Raw genomic sequence first — 21,690 nt, 5'->3', positions numbered from 1 at the left:
TCAGCTCGACAACCAGAAGATCGCGCCACCGATGGCGAGGACGGCCGCGATGCCCAGGACCACGGCCAGGAACTTGGCCGTCTTCCAGGTCGACCAGACGCCGCCCACGAGGAACCCGCCGAGGGCGAGCAGGAGCACGCCGACGACTCCGTTGCTCACAGGACGCCCTTCGTCGACGGGATGCCGCCCGCGCGGGGGTCGGGCTCCGTCGCCGCGCGCAGGGCCCTTGCCACCGCCTTGTACTCCGCCTCCGCGATGTGGTGGGGGTCGCGGCCGTGGATCACCCGGACGTGCAGGGCGATCTGGGCGTGGAACGCCAGCGAGTCGAACACGTGCCGGGTGAGCACGAACGGGTAGTTGTTCCCGATCGTGAACGTGTTGAACTGCTCCGGCTCGCCCACGTGCACGCAGTACGGCCGGCCGGAGACGTCGATCGCCGCGTGGGCCAGGGTTTCGTCCATTGGGATCCACGCGTCGCCGAAGCGGCGGATGCCGCTCTTGTCGCCCAGTGCCTGGCGGATCGCCTGGCCCAGCACGATCGCCGTGTCCTCCACCGTGTGGTGGGCGTCGATGTGGACGTCGCCGGTGGCCTCGACCTTCAGGTCCAGCGAACCGTGGACGCCGAACGCGGTCAGCATGTGGTCGTAGAACGGGACGCCGGTCGAGATCTCGACCTCGCCCGTGCCGTCGAGGTCCAGCTGGACGGAGATCGAGGACTCCTTGGTGGTCCGTTCGACCTTGCCGATGCGGGTCATCGGGAAACTTCCTTACTCGCCTCGAGGAAGGCGTCGTTCTCTTCCGGGGTGCCGATGCTGACGCGCAGGTGCCCGGGGATGCCCGGGTCGCGGATCAGCACCCCGCGGTCCAAATAGGACTTCCAAGCGTCCGAAGGGGACGAAAACCGTCCGAAGAGGACGAAGTTCGAGTCGCTCGGCACCGGGTCGTAACCCAGGCCCGCCAGGGCTTCCACGACGCGGTCACGCTCGGCCGCCAGCTTGTGCACGCTGGCCAAAGTGGCGTCCGCGTGCCGCAGCGCCGCCCGTGCCGCCGCCTGCGTCAGCCGCGAGAGGTGGTACGGCAGGCGCACCAGCTGCAGCGCGTCGACCACCGCCGGCGCCGCCGCCAGGTAGCCGAGGCGACCGCCCGCGAAGGCGAACGCCTTGCTCATCGTGCGCGAGACGATCAGCCGCGAGGGGTAGTCGGCCAGCAGGTGCACCGCGCTGTCCTGCGACGAGAACTCCGCGTACGCCTCGTCGACCACGACGATCCCGGTGGCCGCGTCCAGCACCGCACGCAGCTCGCCGAGCGGGATCGAGCCGCCGGTCGGGTTGTTCGGGCTGGTGACGAACACGATGTCCGGCTGCCGGGAAGCGATGACCGCGGCCGCCGCGGCCGTGTCGAGCGTGAAGTCGTCCCGACGGGGCGCCGGGACCCACTCGGTGCGGGTGCCGGACGCGATGATCGGGTGCATCGAGTACGACGGCTCGAAGCCGAGCGCGCTGCGCCCGGGCCCGCCGAACGCCTGCAGGATCTGCTGCAGCACCTCGTTGGACCCGTTCGCGGCCCAGACGTTCGCCTCCGACAGCACCACCCGCGTCGACACGCTCAGGTAGTCGGCCAGGTCCTGCCGCAGCGCCACCGCGTCCCGGTCCGGGTAGCGGTGCAGCTCGGCGGCCTCGAGACGAACGGCCTCGGCCACGTCGGCGACCAGCGAAGGGGGCGGCGGGTACGGGTTCTCGTTCGTGTTCAGCCGGATGGGAACGTCCAGCTGCGGCGCGCCGTAGGGCGACTTGCCGCGCAGGTCCTCGCGCAGCGGCAGCTGGTCCAGCGTGACCTCTTCGCCGATCGTCATCGGACCGAACCTCCGAACCGCGCGGTGACGGCCTCGCCGTGCGCGGGCAGGTCCTCGGCGTCGGCCAGCGCGACGACGCGGCCGGCGACCTCCCGCAGCGCGTCCTCGGAGTAGTCCACGACGTGGATGCCCTTGAGGAAGCTCTGCACGGACAGGCCCGAGGAGTGGCGGGCGAAGCCGCCGGTGGGCAGGACGTGGTTGGACCCGGCGCAGTAGTCGCCGAGCGAGACCGGGGCGTACGCGCCGACGAAGATCGCGCCCGCGTTGCGGACCCGGGCCGCGACCGCGCGCGCGTCCGCCGTCTGGATCTCCAGGTGCTCGGCGGCGTAGGCGTCGACGACGCGCAGTCCGTCCTCCACAGTGGACACCAGGATGATGCCGGACTGCTTGCCCGCCAGCGCTTCGGCGACCCGCGAGCTGTGCTTGGTCGCGGCGACGCGGTTCACCAGTTCCTCGTCGACGGCGTCGGCCAGCTCCACCGACGTCGTGACCAGCACGCTCGCGGCCAGCGGGTCGTGCTCGGCCTGGCTGATCAGGTCGGCGGCGACGTGCACCGGGTCGGCCGTCTCGTCGGCGAGGATGGCGATCTCGGTGGGCCCGGCCTCGGCGTCGATGCCGATCAGGCCGCGCAGCAGGCGCTTGGCCGCGGTGAGGTAGATGTTGCCCGGCCCGGTGACGATGTCGACCGGCGCCAGCTCGGCGCCGTCGGTGTCCGTGCCGCCGTACGCCAGCAGCGCGACGGCCTGCGCGCCGCCGGCCGCCCACACCTCGTCCACGCCGAGCAGCTCGGCCGCGGCGAGGATGGTCGGGTGCGGCAGCCCGCCGAACGCGGCCTGCGGCGGCGAGCAGACGACGAGCGAGCCGACGCCGGCGATCTGCGCCGGGACGACGTTCATCACGACGGTCGAGGGGTACACCGCCAGCCCGCCCGGGGCGTACAGCCCGACGCGCTCGACCGGCACCCACTTCTCCGTGACCGTGCCGCCCTCGACGACGGTCGTCGTGACGTCGGTGCGGCGCTGCTCGGCGTGCACCTTCCGCGCCCGGGTGATCGACTCCTCCAGCGCCGCGCGCACGGCCGGGTCCAGCTGCTCCAGGGCGCGCGTCAGCTCGGGGCGCGGGACACGCACCGCGCCGGGCCGGACCTTGTCGAACTTCTCGGTGTACTCGAGGACGGCTTCGACCCCGCGGTCGCGGACCGCCTCGACCACCGGGCGCACGTGGTGCAGCGCCGCGTCCACGTCGTATTCGGCGCGCGGCAGGGCGGCGCGCAGTTCGGCGGCGGTCGGGACCTGCCCGCGCAGGTCGGTGCGGTTCAGCATGTCTCCCAGGGTACGAGGTCACGCCCAGCGCCTTTTCAGCGATACTCCCCGGTGACGGCCGATCCCAGCATGCAGGAGGCAGCGGTGGCGCGAATCGCGTTGTGCCAGGTCAACTCGGGTGACGATCCGGAGGCGAACCTGAAACTCGTTCGCTCCGGCGTGGAGGCCGCGGCGGCGGACGGCGCGCGGGTCGTCGTGTTCCCCGAAGCGGCGATGGCGCGGTTCGGACGGCCGCTGGAGCCGGTCGCGGAGCCGCTCGACGGGCCGTGGGCGTCGGCCGTGGCCGCGGTGGCCGCCGAGCACGACGTGGTCGTCGTCGCCGGGATGTTCACCCCGGCGGACGGCGGGCGGGTGCACAACACGCTGCTGGCCACCGGCGCCGGGCACCACCTCGGCTACGACAAGATCCACCTCTACGACGCGTTCGGGTTCGCCGAGTCCGACACGGTCGCGCCCGGCTCCACGGCGACCACGTTCGAGCTGGACGGCGTCGTCTACGGCGTCGCGACCTGCTACGACGTGCGGTTCCCGGAGCTGTTCCGCGCGCTGGCCGACGACGGTGCCGACGTCGTGCTGCTGCCGGCGTCGTGGGGTGCGGGCGAGGGCAAGCGCGAGCAGTGGGAGATCCTGGTGCGGGCGCGGGCGCTGGATTCGGGCTGCTGGGTGCTGGCCTGCGGCCAGGCCGACCCGGCGGCGACCGGCCTCGCGGTGAACCCAAAGGCCCCGACCGGGATCGGGTACTCGCTGGCCGCGGACGGCTTCGGCCGGGTGCACGCCGCCGCGGGCGCGGGCCCGGAGACGCTGCTGGTGGACGTGGACGCCGCGGTGTCGGCCAAGGCCCGCGCCGCCACGGGAGCCTTGGCCAACCGGCGCCTCTAGCGGAGGAGGCCTTCGCGGATGGCGACGCGCACGAAGCCCGCCCGTCGCCGTTCGCCGGTCTTGTCGCGGATGCGGTCCAGGTAGGACCGGACCGTGCGGACGCTGATGTTGAGGATCTCCGCCACGTCGACGTCCCGCTCCCCCGCCGCCACCAGGCGGAGGACCTGCTTCTCCCGCTCCGACAGCACGATCTTGGGCCCCGCGTGGCGCTCTTCGCTGTCCTGGATGATCATCCCGGCCAGCGTCGGTGACACGTACGCGTTGTCGTCGGCGATCGTGCGGATCGCGCGCAGGAGCTCGTCGCTGTCGACGTCCTTGGACAGGAAGCCCTTCGCGCCCGCCTGCATCGCCCCCAGCACCTCCGGCTGTTCCGCGTGCGCGGACACCACCAGCACCTTGTGCCCCATCTGCCCGACTTCCAGGACCGCGGCCGCGTCCTGGACACCGCGCAGCTTGAGATCCAGCACGACGACGCTGCCCGCCGGCTGGTCCTGGACCGCGAACCGGGCCACCGAGTCGGCGACCGCGCCGAGCTCGATGTCCGGGGCCTCGGTCAGCACGCGGGTCAGCGCGTACCGGTAGAGCGGGTGGTCCTCGATCACGCCCACCGGGATGCTGCGCGCGGACGGCGCCGGCTCGCTCATTTGCGGCCGCCGCGCCGGGGGCCGGCGTCCCCGATCAGACCGCGCCGGATGGCCTCCTTGACCAGGCCCGGCCGCCGCCGTTCGCCGGTCTTGTCGCGGATGCGGTCCAGGTAGCCGCGGACCGTCCGGACGCCGATGCCGAGGATCAGCGCGATGTCGACGTCCCGCTCCCCCGCCGCCACCAGCCGCAGCACCTGCTCCTCGCGCGGGGACAGCTCGGCTTCGGCCGACACCGCCGGCCGGTCGGCGTTGTCCTTCATGATCATCCCGGCGACCACCGCCGAGACGTACGCGCCGCCGCCCGCGACCGTCTTGATCGCGATCAGCAGCTCGTCGGCGTCGACGTCCTTCGACAGGAACCCGCGCGCCCCCGCCGCGATCGCCCCGAGCACGACTTCCGGTTCCGCCTGCGCGGAGACCACGAGCACGTGGTGCCCGAGCTCGCACACCTCCAGCACCGCCGCCGCCCCCGCAACACCCGGCAGGCCCAGGTCGAGCAGGACCACGCTGCCCGGCGGCTGCCGGTGCACGTGGAACCGGGCGACCGAATCGACGACCGCACCGAGCTCGACGAAGTCGGCTTCGGCCAGCACACGTTCGACGGAGACGCGGTACAGCGGGTGGTCTTCGATGACCGCGACCCGGACCCGCCCCTGGTCCAGCTCACCCTCGGTCGGACGCTCTTCTGTCATGTGCACGACTTTCACCCCGTTCCACCCGACGGAGCCGGCCGCCCGGCCGTGGCCGGGTCCAGCGCGGGGCCCGTCGGCACCAATGCCAGCAAACTACCCGTGACCGGCGGTTTGGCGACGCCTCCGTAGCCGAGCGAGGCCAACGCCTGCCCATTCACCACCGGGTACTTCCGGCCCGTGTCCGTCACCAGGTACGCGGTGACCGAGCCGGCCTCGACGACGACGGCGCCTCCCGAGGGAGGTACGAACACCTCGTCCGCCACCCTTGCTTCGGTCCGGGTGGCGACCTGGATGGCTTTGGCTCCAACGGGAAGCGGGAATTCGGCCGAAACGAGCAACCGGCTGCCCTGAACGCACAGCGCCACGGAGTTCCCGGTGATCGGCGCCTTCCCGGGGATGCGGTCGGGGAAGGCGGCCGGGTCGGCCCCGCCGGCGCGCGGCGCGGCGACCTTCGGGACGGCGGCGACGTCGGCCGCGCGCACGTCGGCCGGTTTCGGCGTCCCCTCGTAGGCCGGGGCGTTCGCTTCCGTGGTGACCAGCAGGCTCGCCTCGGTCTGCCCGACCGGCTCGAGACCGTCGCGGCGGACCAGGTAGTACGACGTGGCCGTGCCGGGCGCGGCCATCGCGTCGACGACGGCGAGGACCTCGCCCACGCGGGTGCCGCGGCCACCCACCGCGGGCCCCGGGTCGCCGGCGCCGGCCACCGGCAGCGCGGTGAGGTCCCGGCCGGCCGGGACGGTGTCGATCCACCGCGCCGACACCGCGATCGTCGGGTAGCTGTCGAACTGCAGCGCCGTGGCGGCTTCGTCGCTCAGCTTGTAGCGACGGCCGCCGGCGAGCAGGAACCGGTCCCCCTGCGGCAGCCGCACGATCACGCCCTGGTCCCGCGGCAGCTCCACTCCGGACGCGGGCGCGGCCAGCAGCACGGCGGTGCGCGGCTCGGCCGAGGCGGGCGCGTCCTGGGTGGTCCGGCTGCAGCTCGTCCAGGGAACGGTCACGAGCGCGTTGGCCGACGGCAGCGAGTCGGGCGCGCCGGGAATGCCGATCTGGGTGCCGCGGCCGGCCTTGCCGAGGTTCTCCGGCGAGACGGACACGGTCGCGTCGCCGTTGCCGCCGGCCAGCAGCCGCGCGGACGCGTAGTTGAGGACCGGGTGCAGCACGCCGTCGGCGCCGAGCACGAACCGCGCGCCGGTGCCCTCCTCGACGATCACCTTGCCGCCGGCCAGCCAGTCCTTGCCGCCGGAGGGGTTCAGCAGGCCGATGATGCCGAAGACGGCGGTGACCAGCAGGGCGGCCGCGACGCCGAGCACGGTGCCCAGGACGAGCCGCCTGCTGGGCGAGACGGGGTGGTTGGCGTCGGCGGCGACGAGCGCGGAAACGAGCCTGCGGCGGAGGAACTGATACGCCTGGATCTGGTCCCGCTGCGTCCACACGCTGCTGTGCCCCCGGCTGTGTGCGTCGTCCTCCCGAGCAACCGATGCTAGGCACCGGACCGGGGTGCGGCGAGGGTAATTTTTACGCCCACGCGGTATCCGGACAGGCAGTAGCGTCGGGGCCGGGGAAAGGGGAGCCCGTGTCCGTCGATACCGCCGTCCACCTGGCACCGTCCCGGCCCGCGGCCACGCCCTTGCCGTGGCTGTTGCCGATCCGGCCGCTGCAGGCGGCGCTGTGGGAGCTCGCCGCGATCGCCGTGCTGCTCGCGTGGCTGGTCGACGGCGTCACGCAACCGGTGAAGATCGGCGTCGGCGTCACCGCGGGGGTGCTGGTGCTGCTGACGTCGGTGCGCTTCGCCGGGCGGCACCTGGCGGGCTGGGCGCTGACGTGGACGGCGTTCCGCCTGCGGCGCCACGACACCCGCCGCGACGGCCCGGACCCGCTGCTGCGCGTGGCGGGGCCGGTGAAGGTGCGCCAGCACGTCGACCGCGCGGGCAACCGCTTCGGTGTCGCGGAGATCGACGGCGGCTGGAGCGCGCTGGTCCGGCTGACCCCGGGCCCGGGCGCGCCGGGGCCGCTGGTCGAGGCGCTGCGTTCGGCGTACCGGCGGGCGGACATCCCGCTGGCGTCGGCCCAGCTGCTGACGTGGGCGATCCCGCGCGGCGACCAGGTGCTGCGAGTGCGCTGGCTGGCGGTCCGCTACCGCCCCGACCTGGCCCCGATCGCGGCACTGGCCCGCGGCGGCGGCGACCTCGGAGCCTTGCGCAGCACGGCGTCGGCGGCGTTGAGCCTGATGGGGACGCTGGCCGAAGCCGGGTACCAGAGCACGGTGCTGGAGGCCGGGGAGCTGGCGAAGGAACTGCGGGTGGCGTTGGGGGTCCAGGGGAATTCTCCGGAGGGTCCCGATCGGTGGAAGTCCTGGGTGTGGGGCGATTCCACGCAGATGTGCTTCGCACCGCGGTCGGCCCGGGTGCTGGACCTGGCGGTGCCCGGAGCGGCTTTCACGGCGACGTCGTACACGCTGACGCGCACCGCGGGCGGCAAGGAGAAGGCGGAAGTGACGATCCGGGTGGGAGCGCGGCCGGGCGCGCCGGTCCCGGTGCCGCCCGCGGTGGTCCCGCTGCACGGGCGGCACGAGGCCGGGGTGCGCAAGACATTGCCGTTGGCTTTGGACAGCTGAGCTCAGTTCACGACGAACGTCCGGATGCTGCGCGCCGGAAGCTGAGCGGCGAACGCCCCGTTCGACACGGTGACGTCGGAGTAGCGCGCGAGGTTCGCGCTCGCGTTCGTCAGCCAGGTCTGGGCCGTCGCCGATCCGGTGTCGCGGAGGGTGAACGCCAGGTCGGCCGCCGCGGTGTTCTTGTTGATGGCGACGATGACGATCCTGGCTCCGCTCTTGAACGCCGAGATGTAGACGTTCGCCTGCGGGTTGGCGGTCGCCGTGATCCGCGAGTACCCCGGCCGGACCCACTTCGCGAAGTGCGCCATGCAGGCGCCGCGCTTGCTGATTTGCCCGTCCTCGCGGAGCGGGCCGTACGAACGGCGGATGTACCACCACACGTACGTCTGGAACCGGCCGTCCACCAGCGCGCGGTGGACGTGCTCGCCGACGTCGAGCGCCTGCGGCCAGAGGTCGGCCGAATCAGTGCTGTTGGGGTAGTAGACCTCCGTCATCCACAGCTCCTTGCCGGCGCCCTTCTGCCGGAAGAGCGGGTAGGGCAGGTCCGCGAACGAGGTGCCGTAGAGGTGCGTGCCGATGATGTCGACGTTCGTCAGTGCGGTGGCGTCGTCGAGGATCGGGTCCGACATGGCCTTGCGGTACTGGAACGACTCGGGCGCGATCACCCGGGTGCTGAGCGAGCCGGCGTTCTCGCGCAGGAACTTCACGATCTCGGCGGCGGTCCACGCCGTCCAGTCGTGCGCGTAATCCGGCTCGTTCTGGACCGAGATCCCGTACAGGTTCACGCCGTTGCCCGCCATGAACGCGGTGAAGTCGTTGAGGTGCTGCGCATAGGCGGCGTAGGCGTTGTACCGCAGCCGCTTGCCGCCGGAGAAGGTCTCGGTCAGGGAAGCGGGCGGGTTCCACGGCGAAGCGATGACCTTCGCGCCGAGCTCGCTCGCCCGCCGGGCCGTGGCGACCTCGCGGCTCCAGTTGTTGCGGTCTTCGTGGACGGGGATGCGCAGCACGGTGAAGCCCAGCTGGTTCGTGCCGTTGCCGAACGCCGTCTCGCGCTGGGCGGCGGTGAGGTCGCTGATCCAGACGGTGTGGTTCATCCCGCCGAAGCCGAGGATGGTCTGCTGCACGTTCGACGGCTCGACGACCACCGCGGTGGCGGCCGCGGCCGGGGTCGCGGCCGCCAGCACCGGCAGGGCGGCACCTGCGGCCAGGACGGTCCGCCGTCGCAGGAGGGGCGGGATCTCGGGTTGCTCTCGACGTGACATGGCATCTCCCTGGAGTCGACTGGCGAACAGCCTGGGAGCGCTCCCGACAACGATCCTGACAGCGGGCGCACGACAGCGTCAATGAAACGTTCAGCCGCGGACGGCCTCGTACACCCCCGCGATCATCGCCACCACCGGCACCAGCGACAGCAGCACCAGGAACTCCGCCACGTCCAGCAACCGTGACCAGTACGGCGAACGCAGTCCCCGCGCCACCCGCGTCGCGTACACCAGGCAGATCACCGCGGAGACCACGACCGCGCAGCCCGCCGCGAACACCGCCGTCCGGTTGCCCGACGCCACCAGCCACACCCCGGCGCACACCAGCGCCGGCACACCGAAGCCCACCAGCACCAGCCGCTGCGCCCGGCCCGCGTACGACCGCGACCGCAGGATCCACGCCAGGCCCAGCAAAGCCGCGAGCCCGGCTTCCCAAGGGCCGCCCGACGCGAGCACGATCGACGCCGCCAGCACCACCAGGCCCAGGGCCACCAGCAACCCCGTCAGGACCGCCTGCGCCCGGGACGTCCGGCCGATCATCTCCGTGCCCAGCGACGGCTGCTCGTCCGCGCGGAACGCCTCCATGTCGTCCGGCACCCGCGGCAGCGGCAAGCGGGCCAGGCGCAACGCCAGCATCGGCGCCACCGCCGCCAGGGCCGTGCAGAGCACCGCGACCACCGCCGCGGCCGCGCCCGCCGGGACGCCGGCCAGCAGGATGACCCCGCACGTCAGGGCGCCGAACCCGGCCGCGCCGGTGATCGCCACGAACCACGGCAGGCGGTCGGCCACCGAGACCGCCGCCAGCACCCCGTACACCGTCACCGCCGCCAAGCCCGCCGCGAGCGGGCCCGCCGACAGCGAGAACAGCGGGTGCGGTGGCAGCACCGACATCCCCGCCAGCAGCGCCACGCCGACACCGGCCAACGAGCCCGCCGCACCCGCTTCGGCGTCGCCGTAAGCGCGGCTCAGCGCCCCTCCGCCCAGCAGGAGCACCAGGGCCAGCAGCCCGGTGCCGATCGGCGCCAGGACGCTGCCGGACGCCGCCGCCTGCACCAGCAGGCCACCCGCCAGCAACAGCACCACCGCGGCCACCAGGCCGGAGCGCCGCGCCACCGACGGGCCCCACCCCCCGGACGTGTCGGCGACGCTGGCGATCGAATCCACGACGTCGTCGAACAGCAGCGGACCCCGCGGGCGCTCCCGCGGGGTCAGGTGCAGCACTTCGCCGTCCCGGATCTGGGCCGCCGCCACGCTCAAGCCGAGCGCCAACGGAGCGCCACCCAGCCGGGACAGCACCCAGCCTGGATGTTCGGCCGACGCCTGCCCGGACGCTCCCGCCAGGCGGACCAGCTGGGGCACCAACTCGGCGAACGTCGACTGCTGCGGCAGGGCGACGTCGACGCGGGCCCGCGGCGTGACCACCGTGACCCGCCGGGTCGTGCCGGTCAAAGATGCCGTCATCACACGTCTTTCGCGGCCGCGATCACCGGGGCGAACTTGGCGGAGGACGCCTCGGCCAGCTTCTGCAGCCCGGCGTTCACCGCTTCCAGCACGATTTCCGAGAGGTTGCGGGCGTCGTACTCGCGGATCGCGCGCGGGTCGATGTCGATCGAGGTGAAGCGGCCGTCGCCGCGGAGGGTGACGGTGACCTCGTTCTGCCGCGAGTGCGCCTTGATCTCCATCGCCTCGACCGTGCGCTGGATCCGCTGGACCTCTTCGGTCTGCTTGCGCACCTGCGCCAGCAGCTCGTCCATGTCGGGCACCGCGTACGGATCGGTCACTGTGCTTTCCCTTCGTGCTGGCGGACGTGGACGCTGGCCACGAACCGCTGGAAACCGGGTGAGAGCCGCCGGGCGGTCGCGGGCGCGGCCGTGCAGGCGAGCTCCAGCACCAGCCGCTCCGCCGGCGTGGCGCCGGGGACCGTCAGGTGCACCTGGGTCTGGATCAGCTCGGTGCCTTCGCCGGTCCGCAGCCGCAGCAGCTGCATGACGGCGGGAGCGGCCGCGTCGCCGACGTCGCGGCGGCTCAGCACGTCGAGCCCGGCCAGCGTCCGCGAAAGCCGTTCGACGGCTTCGGCGGCGATGGCGTCGATCGTGGCCTCGTCCGGCCGCTGCTGGACGCTCACGGTGATGTTCGGGACGAACTCGCCCGGCGTGGCGGCGTGCACGGCGACGAACACCGCACCCGAGTCGCCCGGGTCGACCGCGGTCCAGCCGTCCGGGATGACGAAGTCGAGGGGAAGGGTCATCACAGCCCCACGGACGCGACGGCGTCGTCCCAGGCCGCGCCCACGGCGTCGGCCGCGTCCGAAGCCGCGTGGCTCACCGCGTCGACCGCCGCGCCGCCGTACTCGCCGATGGTGTGGCCGAGCTTCGGCAGGTCGATGTCGATCTTCGCGCCGACACCCAGGCCGAGGCCGAGCGCGGCCCCCGCCTTGAAGTTCACCTTGAGGTGCCCGGCGTCGTAGACGGCCTGGGCGTCCAGCTGCGCGCCGAGCCCGTACTGCAGGGTGCCGTTCGCGCCGACGCCGATGCCCGCGACGTCCGCGGCGACCTCGCCTTCGACCTTCCCGCCGACGAAGGCGTTCGCGTGCGCGCCGACGCCGTGGGCGCCGATCGTGCCGGACGCGCTCGCCTCGCCGCCGGCGAACACCGTGCCCTTGGCGTGGGCTTCGGCGACGCCCCACTCCTTCTTCAGCTCGGCCTCGCCGTGCAGGGCCGCGAGTTCCGCGTGCCCGGACGCCGACGCGTCCCAGCCCTTCGACGTGATCTTCCCGTCGTACTCCGGGGACCAGCCGTCCTGCTCGTGCTGGAACTTGTAGTAGGTGATCTCGGTGTTGCGGCCGAGCTTGTTCTTCAGGCCCTCGGGCTCCGGCTGCCCGAACGGCGTGTCCGCCTTCTTCGGCGCGCGGGTGCCTTCGAGGCCGTCCCAGGTGAGCTTCTTCCAGCCGGAGTTGCCGAACCACGACGGCACGGTCCGCGGCCGCTTCCGGCCGTCCAGCGGCTCGCCGTTGAGCCAGTGCAACGGCCCGCGCGCCCACTTGCCGAGCTCGTGCTCGAGCCGTCCGACGCCTTCGGGCGGGAACAGCTCGGCGAGCGCGTCGGAGAACTCGTCGACGACCTGCCGGGCCGCGGCGACGCTCTGTTCGCCGAGCTGCCGCGCGGCCTGGATGAACGCGCCGACCGAGGCGGAGTTCACCGCGCGGGCCTGGGCGGTCAGCTGGGCGGCGTACTGGTCGAACTGCGCGAGCACCGAATCCACGGCGGCTTCCGCGGACTGCACGAGCCGGGCCGCGGTGGCGAGCCGGTTCGCCTGGTCGCCGAGCTTCGCGGCCGTTTCGCCGAGGTCCTTGCCGAGTTCGGCCGCGGCCGTCGCGAACGCGGTGTAGGCGTCGCCGTCCCAGTCCGCGTGCAGCGCCTTCGCGGACTCGCCGATTTGCCCGGCCTGCCCCGAAACCGCCGACGCCCGGTCGGCCACCCGCTGCGAGGCGGCGCTCAGCGCGGCGGGATCGCCGGTGACGCGCCGCCGGCACTCGACGAGCACGCGCCGGTAGCCGGACAGCACCGAGCTGACCACCCCGGACGCGTCGACCACCCCCGAGCCCGCCACCGGCTAGTTCCCGGCCGCGTCGTAGCCGACGTGCTGGCTGAAGTGCTTGCCGTTGAAGTCCAGATCGATGTCGAGGTCGAAGTCCTGGCCGCCCGGAGCCTCCACAGTGGACTCACCGGTGGTCAGGTTGGTGTGGATGACGACCTCGTCGGCGTGCCCGGCCGAAGGCGCGGGAATCGTGGGCGCCGGGGCCGGCGCAGGCGTGGGTGCCGGCACCGACGGCGTCGTGACCGGGTGGTCGACGGGGATCCAGCTGTTCGCGGGTGTGGCACCGCCGCTGGAACCGCCGCCGGTGGCGAGCGCGGGCGGGGTGTAGTCAGTGAACGAGGGCTGCTGCGGGATCCCCCCGCCGCTCCCGCCCGCCACCGCCTGCTGCCCCGACGGGCTCGCCACCGGCGGCGGGGTCTGCGGCGCGGTGACCGGGGTGCTCCCGATCGACGGCTGTGCTGTCGCGCCCGAGCTGCCGGAGGAGTGGTGGAAGAGCTTCTCGATCTCGCCGATGACCTGCGCGAGCGTAGTGATCTGCTGGGCGAGGTCGACCGCGCCGAGCGCCTTGAGCAGCGCGCCGATCGCGGTGATGAACGCCCGCAGCGACGCACTGGTCGCGGTCGACAAAGCGACCGCCGCGCCGTAGGTCCACCAGTTCGACATCAGCGCGGCGACCGTGGGGTTCACCGCGGAGACGACCGCGCGGTAGGCCTCCTGCGCGGTCTTGATCAGCGTCCCGGAGACCCCGAGCAGCTCGGCGCCCTTCTGGACGACGTTGATGATCTTCGTCAGCTGGTCGAGCGAGTCGCCGATCTTCTTCAGCGCCGACTCGCTCGCCGCCCCGGACCAGATCTTGCCCAGCTGGTCGGCCGCCTTGGTCAGCTCGTTGTACATCGACAGGAACTGCTCGGCCTTGCGGACCAGGTCCACCACGTGCTTCGCGATCTGCTCCGGCTGGCCCGTGACGATCTGCGGCAGGATCGTGATCGGCCCGCCCGAAGACGCGGTCGCGTCCATCGCGCTGGAGTTCGGGAAAGTCAGCATCGGTCCTCACATCGGTTCGAGGGGCGGACGATCAGACGACGGACGCGGGCCGGTAGACGCTGACCTTCGCCAGCCCGCCGGTGCGGGCGTCGAGCAGCCCGTGGTTGTAGAGGCGGCCGCCGTCGCCGGCGACGCCGATGACCGGCTGGCGGTCGGAGAACTGCAGCGGCTCGACCACCACGACGTCACCGCTGTGCACGCCGCCGGGCACGTCGGAGAACGTCCGCGCGGTGCCCGCGTAGACCTCGATCAGCCCGACCCGCGCCTGGTTGTCGGCGTCGCCGGCGAGCCAGTCGTTGAAGTCGGCGACACCGTGGAAGCGGGTGTCGGTGATCGGGTGGTCGCCGAGCCGGCCCAGCCGCGCGTCCCCCAGGTAGCGCAGCACGTTGCCGACCGACGACGGCTCGCCGTGGGCGCCCGCGCTGTCGTTGATGGCCAGGGTGGCGAGCTCGGAAGCGTGCGAGCTGCCCCAGATCGACGACGCGGTGCTCGCCGGGGCGTGCCCGCCGCCGTAGCCGGCGGCCGCGTCCCGGTCGGCCGCCTGGTAGGCGTCGGCACTGGCCTTGACGAGCCCGTTGATCTGCTGCAGCAGCTGCAGCAGCGTGCGGACGGCGGTGATCTGGCCGGAGTGCAGGGCCGCGTTCGCGGAGGCGACCGCGGTGCCGAAGGTGGCGAACGACATCGGCGGCACGACGAGCCGTTCGAGGTCGGCCACGGCGTTGATGCCGTGGGCGATGATGCCCCCGACGTTGCCCACGGCGGAGCGCATCGCCTCGGGCTCAGCCCGGTACTCGCCGGCCATCGGTCTCCTTCCGGGGTGGCGGTGCTCGGCCCGAGCGTAAGTTCGGCCCCGGAAGCGGGCGGACGGCAAAAGTACCCACCGCAGCGGGTCGGCAAGTGGCCAAAATACCGGTCAGAGCCGCCCCGATCCGCTGGAGCATTGCTACATGAGCCTCACGCCCGAGCGTCCGACCGAGATCGTGCTGCAGTCGCCGCCGATGCTCCCGAAGAGCTCGTCCGGCGGCATGGTGCAGCTGATGATGTTCCTGCCGATGATGCTCGGCATGGGCGCGATGTCGTTCGTCTACATCGGACGCGACGGCGGCGTGATGACCTACGTCTTCGGCGCGCTGTTCCTCTGCGCGATGGGCGGCATGGTGGTGATGTCGCTCGGCCGCGGCGGCATGGCGAAGAAGGCGCAGATCAACGACGAGCGCCGGGACTACCAGCGGTACCTCTCCGGGCTGCGCGCCCAGGTCCGCGACATCGCCGACGGGCAGCGCGCGGCCATGGTCGCCGTCCAGCCCGACCCGGCCGACCTGTGGGCCTACGTCGAGGCCGGGAAGCTGTGGGACCGGCGGCGCACCGAGCCGCAGTTCGCGCAGGTGCGCGCGGGCACCGGGCCGCAACGGCTCGCGACGCCCCTGAAGGCGCCGCAGACCGTGCCGCTGGAAGACCTGGACCCGGTGTCCTCCACCAGCCTCAAGCACTTCATCCGCACCTACTCGACGGTGGACGGGCTGCCGGTCGCGCTGTCGCTGCGGTCGTTCGCCGCGGTCACCGTGGCCGGGCGGCGGCCGGCCGTGCTCGGCCTGGTGCGGGCCCTGCTGTGCCAGCTCGTCACCTTCCACTCCCCCGCGGACCTGCGGATCGCCGTCTGCGTGTCGCCGGACCGCCGGCACGACTGGGAGTGGGTGAAGTGGCTTCCGCACGCCGCCGCGGCCGGCGCGGGCGACGCCGTCGGGCCGCGGCGGCTGGCCGCGGACACCGCCGCCGGGCTGGCCGAGCTGCTGGGCGCCGACCTCGGCGAACGGCCCGCGTTCAGCCGCCGCGCGGCGGCCGAACTCGACCTGCCCCACCTCGTCGTCCTCGTCGACGGCGGCAACGCCCACGGCGAGCCCCGGCTGATCGGCGCGGACGGCCGGCTCGGCGTCACCGTGCTCGAGGTCGGCCAGGAGCACCCGCGGACGTCGTCGTCCGAGAAGCTGCTCAGCCTGCACACCGCGCCGGACTCCCTCGGCATGGTCGTCGGCGACGGCGGCGAGCAGCGGCTCGGCTTCCTCGGCCGCCCGGATGTGCTCGACCGCGGCGCCGCCGAAGCCCTCGCCCGGATGCTGACGCCGTTGCACACGCCCGCCGCGGTCGTCGGCGAGAAGCCGATGTCCGCGACGTTCGGGCTGGCCGGGCTGCTCGGCATCGGTGACCCGCGCGACACCGACACGACGGTGACGTGGGCCCCGCGGGCGGCGCGGGACCGGCTGCGGATCCCGCTGGGCGTCAACCCCGAAGGCCGTCCGGTCGAGCTGGACCTCAAGGAGTCGGCCGAAGGCGGGATGGGCCCGCACGGCCTGGTCATCGGCGCGACCGGGTCCGGCAAGAGCGAGCTGCTGCGGACGCTGGTGACGGCGCTGGCCGTGATGCACTCGTCGGAGACGCTCAACCTGGCCCTCATCGACTTCAAGGGCGGCGCGACCTTCGCCGGGATGACCGGGCTGCCGCACACCTGCGCCGTCATCACCAACCTGTCCGACGACCTCGCGCTGGTCGACCGGATGGCGGACGCGCTGAACGGCGAGCTGCTGCGGCGGCAGGAACTGCTGCACGCGGCCGGGAACTACGCATCGGTGCGCGACTACGAGAAGGCCCGCGCGGACGGCGCGCCGCTGGACCCGCTGCCCTCGCTGCTGGTGATCATCGACGAGTTCAGCGAGCTGCTGTCCTCGCGCCCGGAGTTCATCGACCTGTTCGTCGCGATCGGCAGGCTCGGGCGCTCCCTCGGCATCCACCTGCTGCTCGCCTCGCAGCGGCTCGAGGAAGGCCGGCTGCGCGGGCTCGATTCCCACCTGTCGTACCGGATCGGGCTGCGGACGTTCTCCGCCGCGGAAAGCCGGGCCGTGCTGGGTGTCGCCGACGCCTACCACCTGCCGCCGGTGCCCGGCTCGGCGTACCTGAAGTCCGACACCGAAACGCTGGTCCGGCTCAAGGCCGCCTACGTCTCCGGGGAGCTCCCGCCGCGGAGCACGGTCGTGCGCGAGGACGGGCAGGAACTGGGCGTGCTGCCGTTTTCCCTGGCTCCGGTGGAGATCCCGGTGACGACCGAGGTGTCCGCGGCGCCTTCGGAAGAGGGCACCGGCGAGACGATCATCGGCGCGATGCTGTCCCGCCTGGAGGGCCGCGGGCCGGCCGCGCACCAGATCTGGCTGCCGCCGCTGGCCGAACCGCCGACGCTGGACCAGCTGCTCCCGCCGCTGGGCGAGGACGCGGGCCGCGGCCTGTGCCCGCTCGGCTGGGGCGGCAACGGCAAGCTGACGATCCCGGTGGCGCTGGTGGACAAGCCGTTCGAGCAGCGCCGCGACCTGCTGTGGGCCGACTTCTCCGGCGCGGCCGGGCACGCGCTGGTCGTCGGCGCGCCGCAGAGCGGGAAGTCGACGCTGATGAAGGACATCGCGGGCATGCTCGCGCTGACCCACACCCCGGCCGAGGTCCAGCTGTTCGTGCTGGACATGGGTGGTGGCGCGCTGGCGCCGATCGCCGGGCTGCCGCACGTGTCGGGGTACGCGACCCGCCGGGACGCCCAGCGCTGCCGCCGGGTCGTCGCCGAGCTGACGACGTTGCTGGAGCAGCGCGAGGAGTTCTTCGCCGCGCAGGGCATCGAGTCGATGGCGGCGTTCCGCGCCCGCCGGTCGGAGTTCACCGAGAGCACCGACGACCGCGAGTTCGGCGACGTGTTCCTGTTCGTGGACAACTGGACCACGATCCGCCAGGAGTACGAGCAGCTGGAGGAGCAGATCACCGGACTGGCCGCGCGCGGGCTCGGCTTCGGCATCCACGTGATCGTGTCGGTGAACCAGTGGATCGGCGTCCGCGCCCAGCTGCGCGACGCGATCGGGACGCGGTTCGAGCTGCGTCTCGGCGACCCGATGGACTCGTCGATCGACCGCAAGGTGGCGGCCAACGTGCCGGCCGACCGCCCGGGCCGCGGCATCACGGCGGAGAAGCTGCACTTCCTGGCGGCGCTGCCCCGCATCGACGCGGACCAGCGCCCGGAGACGGTCGGCGCGGGCGGCGTCGACCTGGTCCGGCGGATTTCCGAGGCGTGGCAGGGGCCGCGCGCCCCGCAGGTCCGGCTGCTGCCGCCGGAGGTGCCCCTCGACGGGCTGCCCCCGGCGCCGTCGCGCCAGGTCACGCTGGGGATCGCGGAATCGACGTTGCGCCCGGTGTACCTGGACTTCGCGGCGGACCCGCACTTCATCGCGTTCGGCGACGTGGAGTCCGGCAAGAGCTCGCTGCTGCGTGCCATTGCTTCGGGGATCACGACGGCCTACACCCCGGACGAGGCGGCGATCATCGTGGCGGACTACCGCCGGGGCCTGCTGGGCGCGGTGTCGGAGCCACACCTGCTGGGGTACGCGGGCGCGGAGGGCAAGCTGACGGACCTGATCGCGGAGTGCGCCACCGCGATGCGCAACCGCCTCCCGGGGCCGTCGGTGACCCCGGACCAGCTGCGCAACCGCTCGTGGTGGCGCGGGCCGGAGCTGTTCGTCCTGGTGGACGACTACGAGCTGGTGGCCACGGTGGGCCGGAACCCGTTGCAGCCGTTGCTGGAGTTCCTGCCGCAGGCCCGGGACATCGGCCTGCACCTGCTGATCGTCCGCGGGTCGGGTGGCGCGGGCCGCGCGCTGTTCGAGCCGGTCCTGCAGCGGCTGCGGGAGCTGGGGACGCCGGGCCTGATCATGTCGGGGACGAAGGACGAGGGAGCGCTGCTGGCGGACGTGAAGCCGTCACCGCAGCCGCCGGGGCGCGGGACGCTGGTTTCGCGGCGGCACGGGACCGGGCTGGTCCAGGTGGCGTGGACGAAACCGGCGGAGTCCTAGCGGCTTTCCGCCCTTCGGGGGCTCGTGAACTCGGTCAGCCAGGACCAGTTTCCGGGCCTCGCCGCGAGCCGGCCGAGGACGTTCCGGAGGCCTGAGGGCAAGTCGGATGACTCGGTGCGGATGGCGCCTTGGTCGCCGAGCGCCGCGCCGGACAGGATCACGGTCCAGGCCCTGGTCCCCTCGGCCCAGCGTTCGTCATCGGCCTTGATCACGGTCGTGATGCCGGCTTGTGCGAGCTTGGTCATCAGGGTCTCGATGTCCACCGGGATCCTCTCGACATCCCGCAGCGGGCGGCCGAGGTCGCGCGGCCGGAAACGTCCGCGGCCGCCGCTTGCCGTTCCTCCGTGACCGATCCCGCCGGCCCGCACAAGAATTGCGGGTACCCCGGATCGAGCGTGCGGAAATGAATGCGAATCCCCCTCTTCCGCCGCCGCCGGAGCGACAGGCTTTCACACACTAACCGAACGCCTGGTCGAGCCGGAATGTGATGTAAGTCACCGCCCATACCGGTAATATCCGGTGTTCCCTGTCGATGGGACCACGGGGTGAATGACGGTTTCCGGCTCTCGCGGAAACCGGCCATTCCCCCACGAGGGGACCTGACCAGCACGACTGCGACCACCGTCACGGCGGTTGCGCCGTTCGGCGGCTGGACAGGCCGAGGAGGGAACTACCAGGGGGAGGAAACACCGGTCGGGGGGCCGGTCTGCGCGCGGGAACCATTCCCGGACGCGCCATTTCCCGATGAGCGGCGCACCGCTCATCGGTGTGTCACGCGTCGGCAAAACACCGAATCGCCATTTCGCGAACGCATTCGCCAAGGGGTCTGCCGTCGCGCGCGAACACGCAGAACGAAGGGGAGAATTCCGCATGTCCATCCGTCCCACCAGGGTCGTGGCGACCACCACGGCCCTGCTGGCCGCCGGGCTGCTGACCGCAGTGCCCGCCGATGCCGTGTCCGGCGGGACCGCCGCCACCGCGGGCGCCTACCCGTACGCCGCGAAACTCACCGCCGACGGGCGGGCCTGCGGTGGGGCTCTCGTCGAGCCCGACCTCGTGCTCACCGCCGCGAGCTGCTTCCCCGAGACGCCGCAGGGCGGCGTGCCCGCCAAGGCGACCACCGCCACCATCGGGCGGACCAGCCTCAGCGGCACCGGCGGGCACGTCGTGGGAGTCACGAACGTCGTCGTCCGCACCGACCGGGACGTCGCGCTGGCCCGGCTCGCCACGCCGGTCACCGACATCGCGCCGCTGCCGCTCAGCACCATCCCGGTCAACTACCCCAGCGGTGACGAGACGCTCACCCTGGCCGGCTACGGCCGCACCGAGAGCGAATGGGTGCCGGACACGCTGCACGTCGGCACCTTCAAGGCGCCGTCGTCGACGGCGACCACCCTGGCCCTCACCGGCACGAACGGCACCGACGCCTGCAAGGGCGACGCCGGTGCGCCGATCTTCCGCGACGCCGGTGGCCGCACCGACGTCGTCGGGGTGTCCAGCACCTCCTGGCAGCACGGCTGCTTCGGGGAAACCACGACCAAACAGGGCACCGTCGCCGCCCGCGTCGACGACATCGCCGGCTGGATCCGCCAGCAGACGCTCGCCCCCTCGGCGAAGGCCGTCGGCCACGCGATCACGCTGACCTGGCACGCGGTGACCGGCGCCACCGGCTACCACATCTACGCCGCCACCACCCCGGACGTGCCGGTCGACAGCGCGCACCTGCTGGGCAGCTTCGGCGGCACGTCGTACACGCACACCGGCCTGCCCGCCAAGCAGACCCGCTACTACCGCATCGTCGTCCCGACGACCGACGGCTGGACGGCCCCGCCCACCGACGTCGTTTCGGCGACCACCCCGGTCGCGGCGGGCAACGACTTCAACGGCGACGGCAAGGACGAGGCCGGCGCGGCCTACGACCTCCAGAACGCCCGCGTCGGCCTGTACGTCTGGCCGACGACCGCGACCGGGGTGGGCGCCCCGGCGCTGAAGTGGAACACCGACGGCTGGGAGGCCGCCAAGGCCCGCTGGGTCACCGGTGACTTCAACGGCGACGGCCGCACCGACTTCGGCGCCTTCTACGACTACCTCGATGGCGGCTCGAACCTGTTCCTCTGGTACGCCAACGCCTCCGGCGGCTTCGACAGCCAGGGCATCAAGTGGAGCGGCGCCTTCCGGCCGCTGAACGCCCGGTTCACCACGGGCGACTTCGACGGTGACGGCCGCACGGACCTCGCCGCCGCCTACGACAACGGCAACGCCGACCTGAGCGTGCTGACCTGGCACGCGACGGCGACCGGCTTCGACGCCCCGGTCACGCAGTGGCGCACCGGGCCCGGCAACTGGAACCTCGCCCAGTCCGACTGGCGGGCCGGCGACTTCAACGGCGACGGCCGCGCCGACCTGGCCGCGTTCTACGACTACCGGGACAACACCGCGAACCTGTTCCTCTGGTACGGCAACGCTTCCGGCGGGTTCGACGCGCAGAACGTCAAGTGGAACGGCGGGATCCCGTCCGGCAAGGCGAAGTTCGTCTCCGGCGACTTCGACGGTGACGGGCGCACCGACCTCGGCGCCGCGATCGACCTGGGCAGCGCGAACCTGACCTTCCGCACCTGGCACGCCACCGCCACCGGCGTCGACGCGCCGGTCACGCAGTGGACGACCGGAGCGGGCGGCTGGAACCTCGGCCAGTCCCAGTGGACCGCCGGCGACTACGACGGGGACGGCCGCACGGACCTGCTCGCCTCCTACGACTACGGCAGCGCGAACACGAACCTGTTCCGCTGGCACGCCAACGCCGCCGGCGGGTTCGACGCCGAAGGCGTCAAGTGGAGCAGCAACGGCACGTTCGACGCCGGCCGCTCGAAGCTCCTGTAGCACCGCGGTGGCGGCGTCCCGCCGGGGCGC

General features: G+C 72.7%; 19 protein-coding genes. 4 read left to right on the top strand and 15 right to left on the bottom strand.

Annotation, left to right across the window (positions count from 1 at the left end; genetic code table 11):
* From ABZX11_RS31425 to hisD, 4 genes are read right to left on the bottom strand one after another with little or no spacing between them, the layout of a single operon-like run.
* Complete coding sequence (locus tag ABZX11_RS31425) at positions 1-159, bottom strand: hypothetical protein (RefSeq protein ID WP_176175796.1); 159 nt, start codon at positions 157-159, stop codon at positions 1-3.
* Positions 156-755 carry an imidazoleglycerol-phosphate dehydratase HisB gene (gene hisB, locus ABZX11_RS31420; protein ID WP_176175795.1) on the bottom strand — a complete coding sequence of 200 codons (600 nt, stop codon included), beginning with the start codon at positions 753-755 and terminating at the stop codon, positions 156-158. Before hisB ends, ABZX11_RS31425 begins: the two co-directional genes overlap by 4 nt.
* Positions 752-1,852, bottom strand: coding sequence for a histidinol-phosphate transaminase (locus ABZX11_RS31415; protein WP_354919709.1), 1,101 nt, complete (start codon positions 1,850-1,852; stop codon positions 752-754). Before ABZX11_RS31415 ends, hisB begins: the two co-directional genes overlap by 4 nt.
* A complete protein-coding gene (gene hisD / locus ABZX11_RS31410; protein ID WP_354919706.1) occupies positions 1,849-3,174 on the bottom strand; it encodes a histidinol dehydrogenase in 1,326 nt (441 codons plus the stop codon). The genes ABZX11_RS31415 and hisD overlap by 4 nt, the downstream gene beginning before the upstream one ends.
* Positions 3,175-3,258: 84 nt before the next feature.
* Here hisD and ABZX11_RS31405 point away from each other — a divergent pair, with 84 nt between their 5' ends.
* Positions 3,259-4,053, top strand: a complete 795-nt coding sequence (locus ABZX11_RS31405) for a carbon-nitrogen hydrolase family protein (protein ID WP_354919703.1) — start codon at positions 3,259-3,261, stop codon at positions 4,051-4,053.
* Here the strand turns inward: ABZX11_RS31405 and ABZX11_RS31400 are convergent.
* From ABZX11_RS31400 to eccB, 3 genes are read right to left on the bottom strand one after another with little or no spacing between them, the layout of a single operon-like run.
* Positions 4,050-4,697 carry a response regulator transcription factor gene (locus ABZX11_RS31400; RefSeq protein WP_176175791.1) on the bottom strand — a complete coding sequence of 216 codons (648 nt, stop codon included), beginning with the start codon at positions 4,695-4,697 and terminating at the stop codon, positions 4,050-4,052. The genes ABZX11_RS31405 and ABZX11_RS31400 overlap by 4 nt on opposite strands.
* Complete coding sequence (locus ABZX11_RS31395; protein ID WP_354919700.1) at positions 4,694-5,389, bottom strand: response regulator transcription factor; 696 nt, start codon at positions 5,387-5,389, stop codon at positions 4,694-4,696. The genes ABZX11_RS31400 and ABZX11_RS31395 overlap by 4 nt, the downstream gene beginning before the upstream one ends.
* An 11-nt stretch (positions 5,390-5,400) precedes the next feature.
* Positions 5,401-6,822, bottom strand: coding sequence for a type VII secretion protein EccB (gene eccB / locus ABZX11_RS31390; protein WP_176175789.1), 1,422 nt, complete (start codon positions 6,820-6,822; stop codon positions 5,401-5,403).
* Positions 6,823-6,962: 140 nt separating this feature from the next.
* Here eccB and ABZX11_RS31385 point away from each other — a divergent pair, with 140 nt between their 5' ends.
* The gene (locus ABZX11_RS31385) at positions 6,963-8,003 is read left to right on the top strand and encodes a type VII secretion protein EccE (protein WP_354919697.1); all 1,041 of its coding nucleotides are present in this window, start codon (positions 6,963-6,965) and stop codon (positions 8,001-8,003) included.
* Positions 8,004-8,005: 2 nt separating this feature from the next.
* On the opposite strand, the gene ABZX11_RS31380 is transcribed toward ABZX11_RS31385, so the two are convergent.
* The 7 genes from ABZX11_RS31380 to ABZX11_RS31350 all read right to left on the bottom strand — a co-directional run bounded on the left by ABZX11_RS31380 (position 8,006) and on the right by ABZX11_RS31350 (position 14,708).
* The gene (locus ABZX11_RS31380; RefSeq protein WP_354919694.1) at positions 8,006-9,265 is read right to left on the bottom strand and encodes a glucuronoxylanase; all 1,260 of its coding nucleotides are present in this window, start codon (positions 9,263-9,265) and stop codon (positions 8,006-8,008) included.
* A gap of 90 nt (positions 9,266-9,355) precedes the next feature.
* A complete protein-coding gene (gene eccD, locus ABZX11_RS31375; protein WP_354919691.1) occupies positions 9,356-10,726 on the bottom strand; it encodes a type VII secretion integral membrane protein EccD in 1,371 nt (456 codons plus the stop codon).
* Positions 10,726-11,046, bottom strand: coding sequence for a YbaB/EbfC family nucleoid-associated protein (locus tag ABZX11_RS31370; RefSeq protein WP_013224119.1), 321 nt, complete (start codon positions 11,044-11,046; stop codon positions 10,726-10,728). Before ABZX11_RS31370 ends, eccD begins: the two co-directional genes overlap by 1 nt.
* On the bottom strand, positions 11,043-11,513 hold the full coding sequence (locus ABZX11_RS31365; RefSeq protein ID WP_354919688.1) for a hypothetical protein: 471 nt from the start codon (positions 11,511-11,513) through the stop codon (positions 11,043-11,045). Before ABZX11_RS31365 ends, ABZX11_RS31370 begins: the two co-directional genes overlap by 4 nt.
* Positions 11,513-12,874 (bottom strand): WXG100 family type VII secretion target, encoded by a 1,362-nt coding sequence (locus tag ABZX11_RS31360; RefSeq protein WP_354919685.1) that lies wholly within the window; start codon positions 12,872-12,874, stop codon positions 11,513-11,515. The genes ABZX11_RS31365 and ABZX11_RS31360 overlap by 1 nt, the downstream gene beginning before the upstream one ends.
* 3 nt (positions 12,875-12,877) lie before the next feature.
* Positions 12,878-13,906, bottom strand: coding sequence for a hypothetical protein (locus tag ABZX11_RS31355; RefSeq protein ID WP_354919683.1), 1,029 nt, complete (start codon positions 13,904-13,906; stop codon positions 12,878-12,880).
* A gap of 31 nt (positions 13,907-13,937) precedes the next feature.
* The gene (locus ABZX11_RS31350) at positions 13,938-14,708 is read right to left on the bottom strand and encodes a WXG100 family type VII secretion target (RefSeq protein WP_354919680.1); all 771 of its coding nucleotides are present in this window, start codon (positions 14,706-14,708) and stop codon (positions 13,938-13,940) included.
* A gap of 145 nt (positions 14,709-14,853) precedes the next feature.
* Here ABZX11_RS31350 and eccCa point away from each other — a divergent pair, with 145 nt between their 5' ends.
* Entirely contained in the window at positions 14,854-18,780 is a 3,927-nt protein-coding gene (gene eccCa / locus ABZX11_RS31345; protein WP_354919677.1) for a type VII secretion protein EccCa, read from the top strand.
* Here the strand turns inward: eccCa and ABZX11_RS31340 are convergent.
* On the bottom strand, positions 18,777-19,043 hold the full coding sequence (locus ABZX11_RS31340) for a hypothetical protein (RefSeq protein WP_354919674.1): 267 nt from the start codon (positions 19,041-19,043) through the stop codon (positions 18,777-18,779). The two genes, eccCa and ABZX11_RS31340, sit on opposite strands and share 4 nt — an antisense overlap.
* A 607-nt stretch (positions 19,044-19,650) precedes the next feature.
* On the opposite strand from ABZX11_RS31340, the gene ABZX11_RS31335 reads away from it, so the two are divergent.
* Positions 19,651-21,660 (top strand): FG-GAP-like repeat-containing protein, encoded by a 2,010-nt coding sequence (locus ABZX11_RS31335; RefSeq protein WP_354919671.1) that lies wholly within the window; start codon positions 19,651-19,653, stop codon positions 21,658-21,660.
* The last annotated feature ends 30 nt before the right edge of the window (positions 21,661-21,690 follow it).

Source organism: Amycolatopsis sp. NPDC004169, assembly GCF_040610315.1.
GTDB lineage: Bacteria > Actinomycetota > Actinomycetes > Mycobacteriales > Pseudonocardiaceae > Amycolatopsis.
The sequence above is the reverse complement of the archived record's forward strand: the minus strand, read 5'-3'. Positions and strand labels throughout refer to the sequence as shown.

Bases quoted from the DNA above. Each gene is read 5' to 3' on its own strand.
- ABZX11_RS31350 (WP_354919680.1), bottom strand. From the start codon at position 14,708: ATGGCCGGCGAGTACCGGGCTGAGCCCGAGGCGATGCGCTCCGCCGTG.
- ABZX11_RS31335 (WP_354919671.1), top strand. From the start codon at position 19,651: ATGTCCATCCGTCCCACCAGGGTCGTGGCGACCACCACGGCCCTGCTG.
- eccD (WP_354919691.1), bottom strand. From the start codon at position 10,726: ATGACGGCATCTTTGACCGGCACGACCCGGCGGGTCACGGTGGTCACG.
- ABZX11_RS31400 (WP_176175791.1), bottom strand. From the start codon at position 4,697: ATGAGCGAGCCGGCGCCGTCCGCGCGCAGCATCCCGGTGGGCGTGATC.
- eccCa (WP_354919677.1), top strand. From the start codon at position 14,854: ATGAGCCTCACGCCCGAGCGTCCGACCGAGATCGTGCTGCAGTCGCCG.
- ABZX11_RS31355 (WP_354919683.1), bottom strand. From the start codon at position 13,906: ATGCTGACTTTCCCGAACTCCAGCGCGATGGACGCGACCGCGTCTTCG.
- hisD (WP_354919706.1), bottom strand. From the start codon at position 3,174: ATGCTGAACCGCACCGACCTGCGCGGGCAGGTCCCGACCGCCGCCGAA.
- ABZX11_RS31395 (WP_354919700.1), bottom strand. From the start codon at position 5,389: ATGACAGAAGAGCGTCCGACCGAGGGTGAGCTGGACCAGGGGCGGGTC.
- ABZX11_RS31380 (WP_354919694.1), bottom strand. From the start codon at position 9,265: ATGTCACGTCGAGAGCAACCCGAGATCCCGCCCCTCCTGCGACGGCGG.
- hisB (WP_176175795.1), bottom strand. From the start codon at position 755: ATGACCCGCATCGGCAAGGTCGAACGGACCACCAAGGAGTCCTCGATC.
- ABZX11_RS31365 (WP_354919688.1), bottom strand. From the start codon at position 11,513: ATGACCCTTCCCCTCGACTTCGTCATCCCGGACGGCTGGACCGCGGTC.
- ABZX11_RS31415 (WP_354919709.1), bottom strand. From the start codon at position 1,852: ATGACGATCGGCGAAGAGGTCACGCTGGACCAGCTGCCGCTGCGCGAG.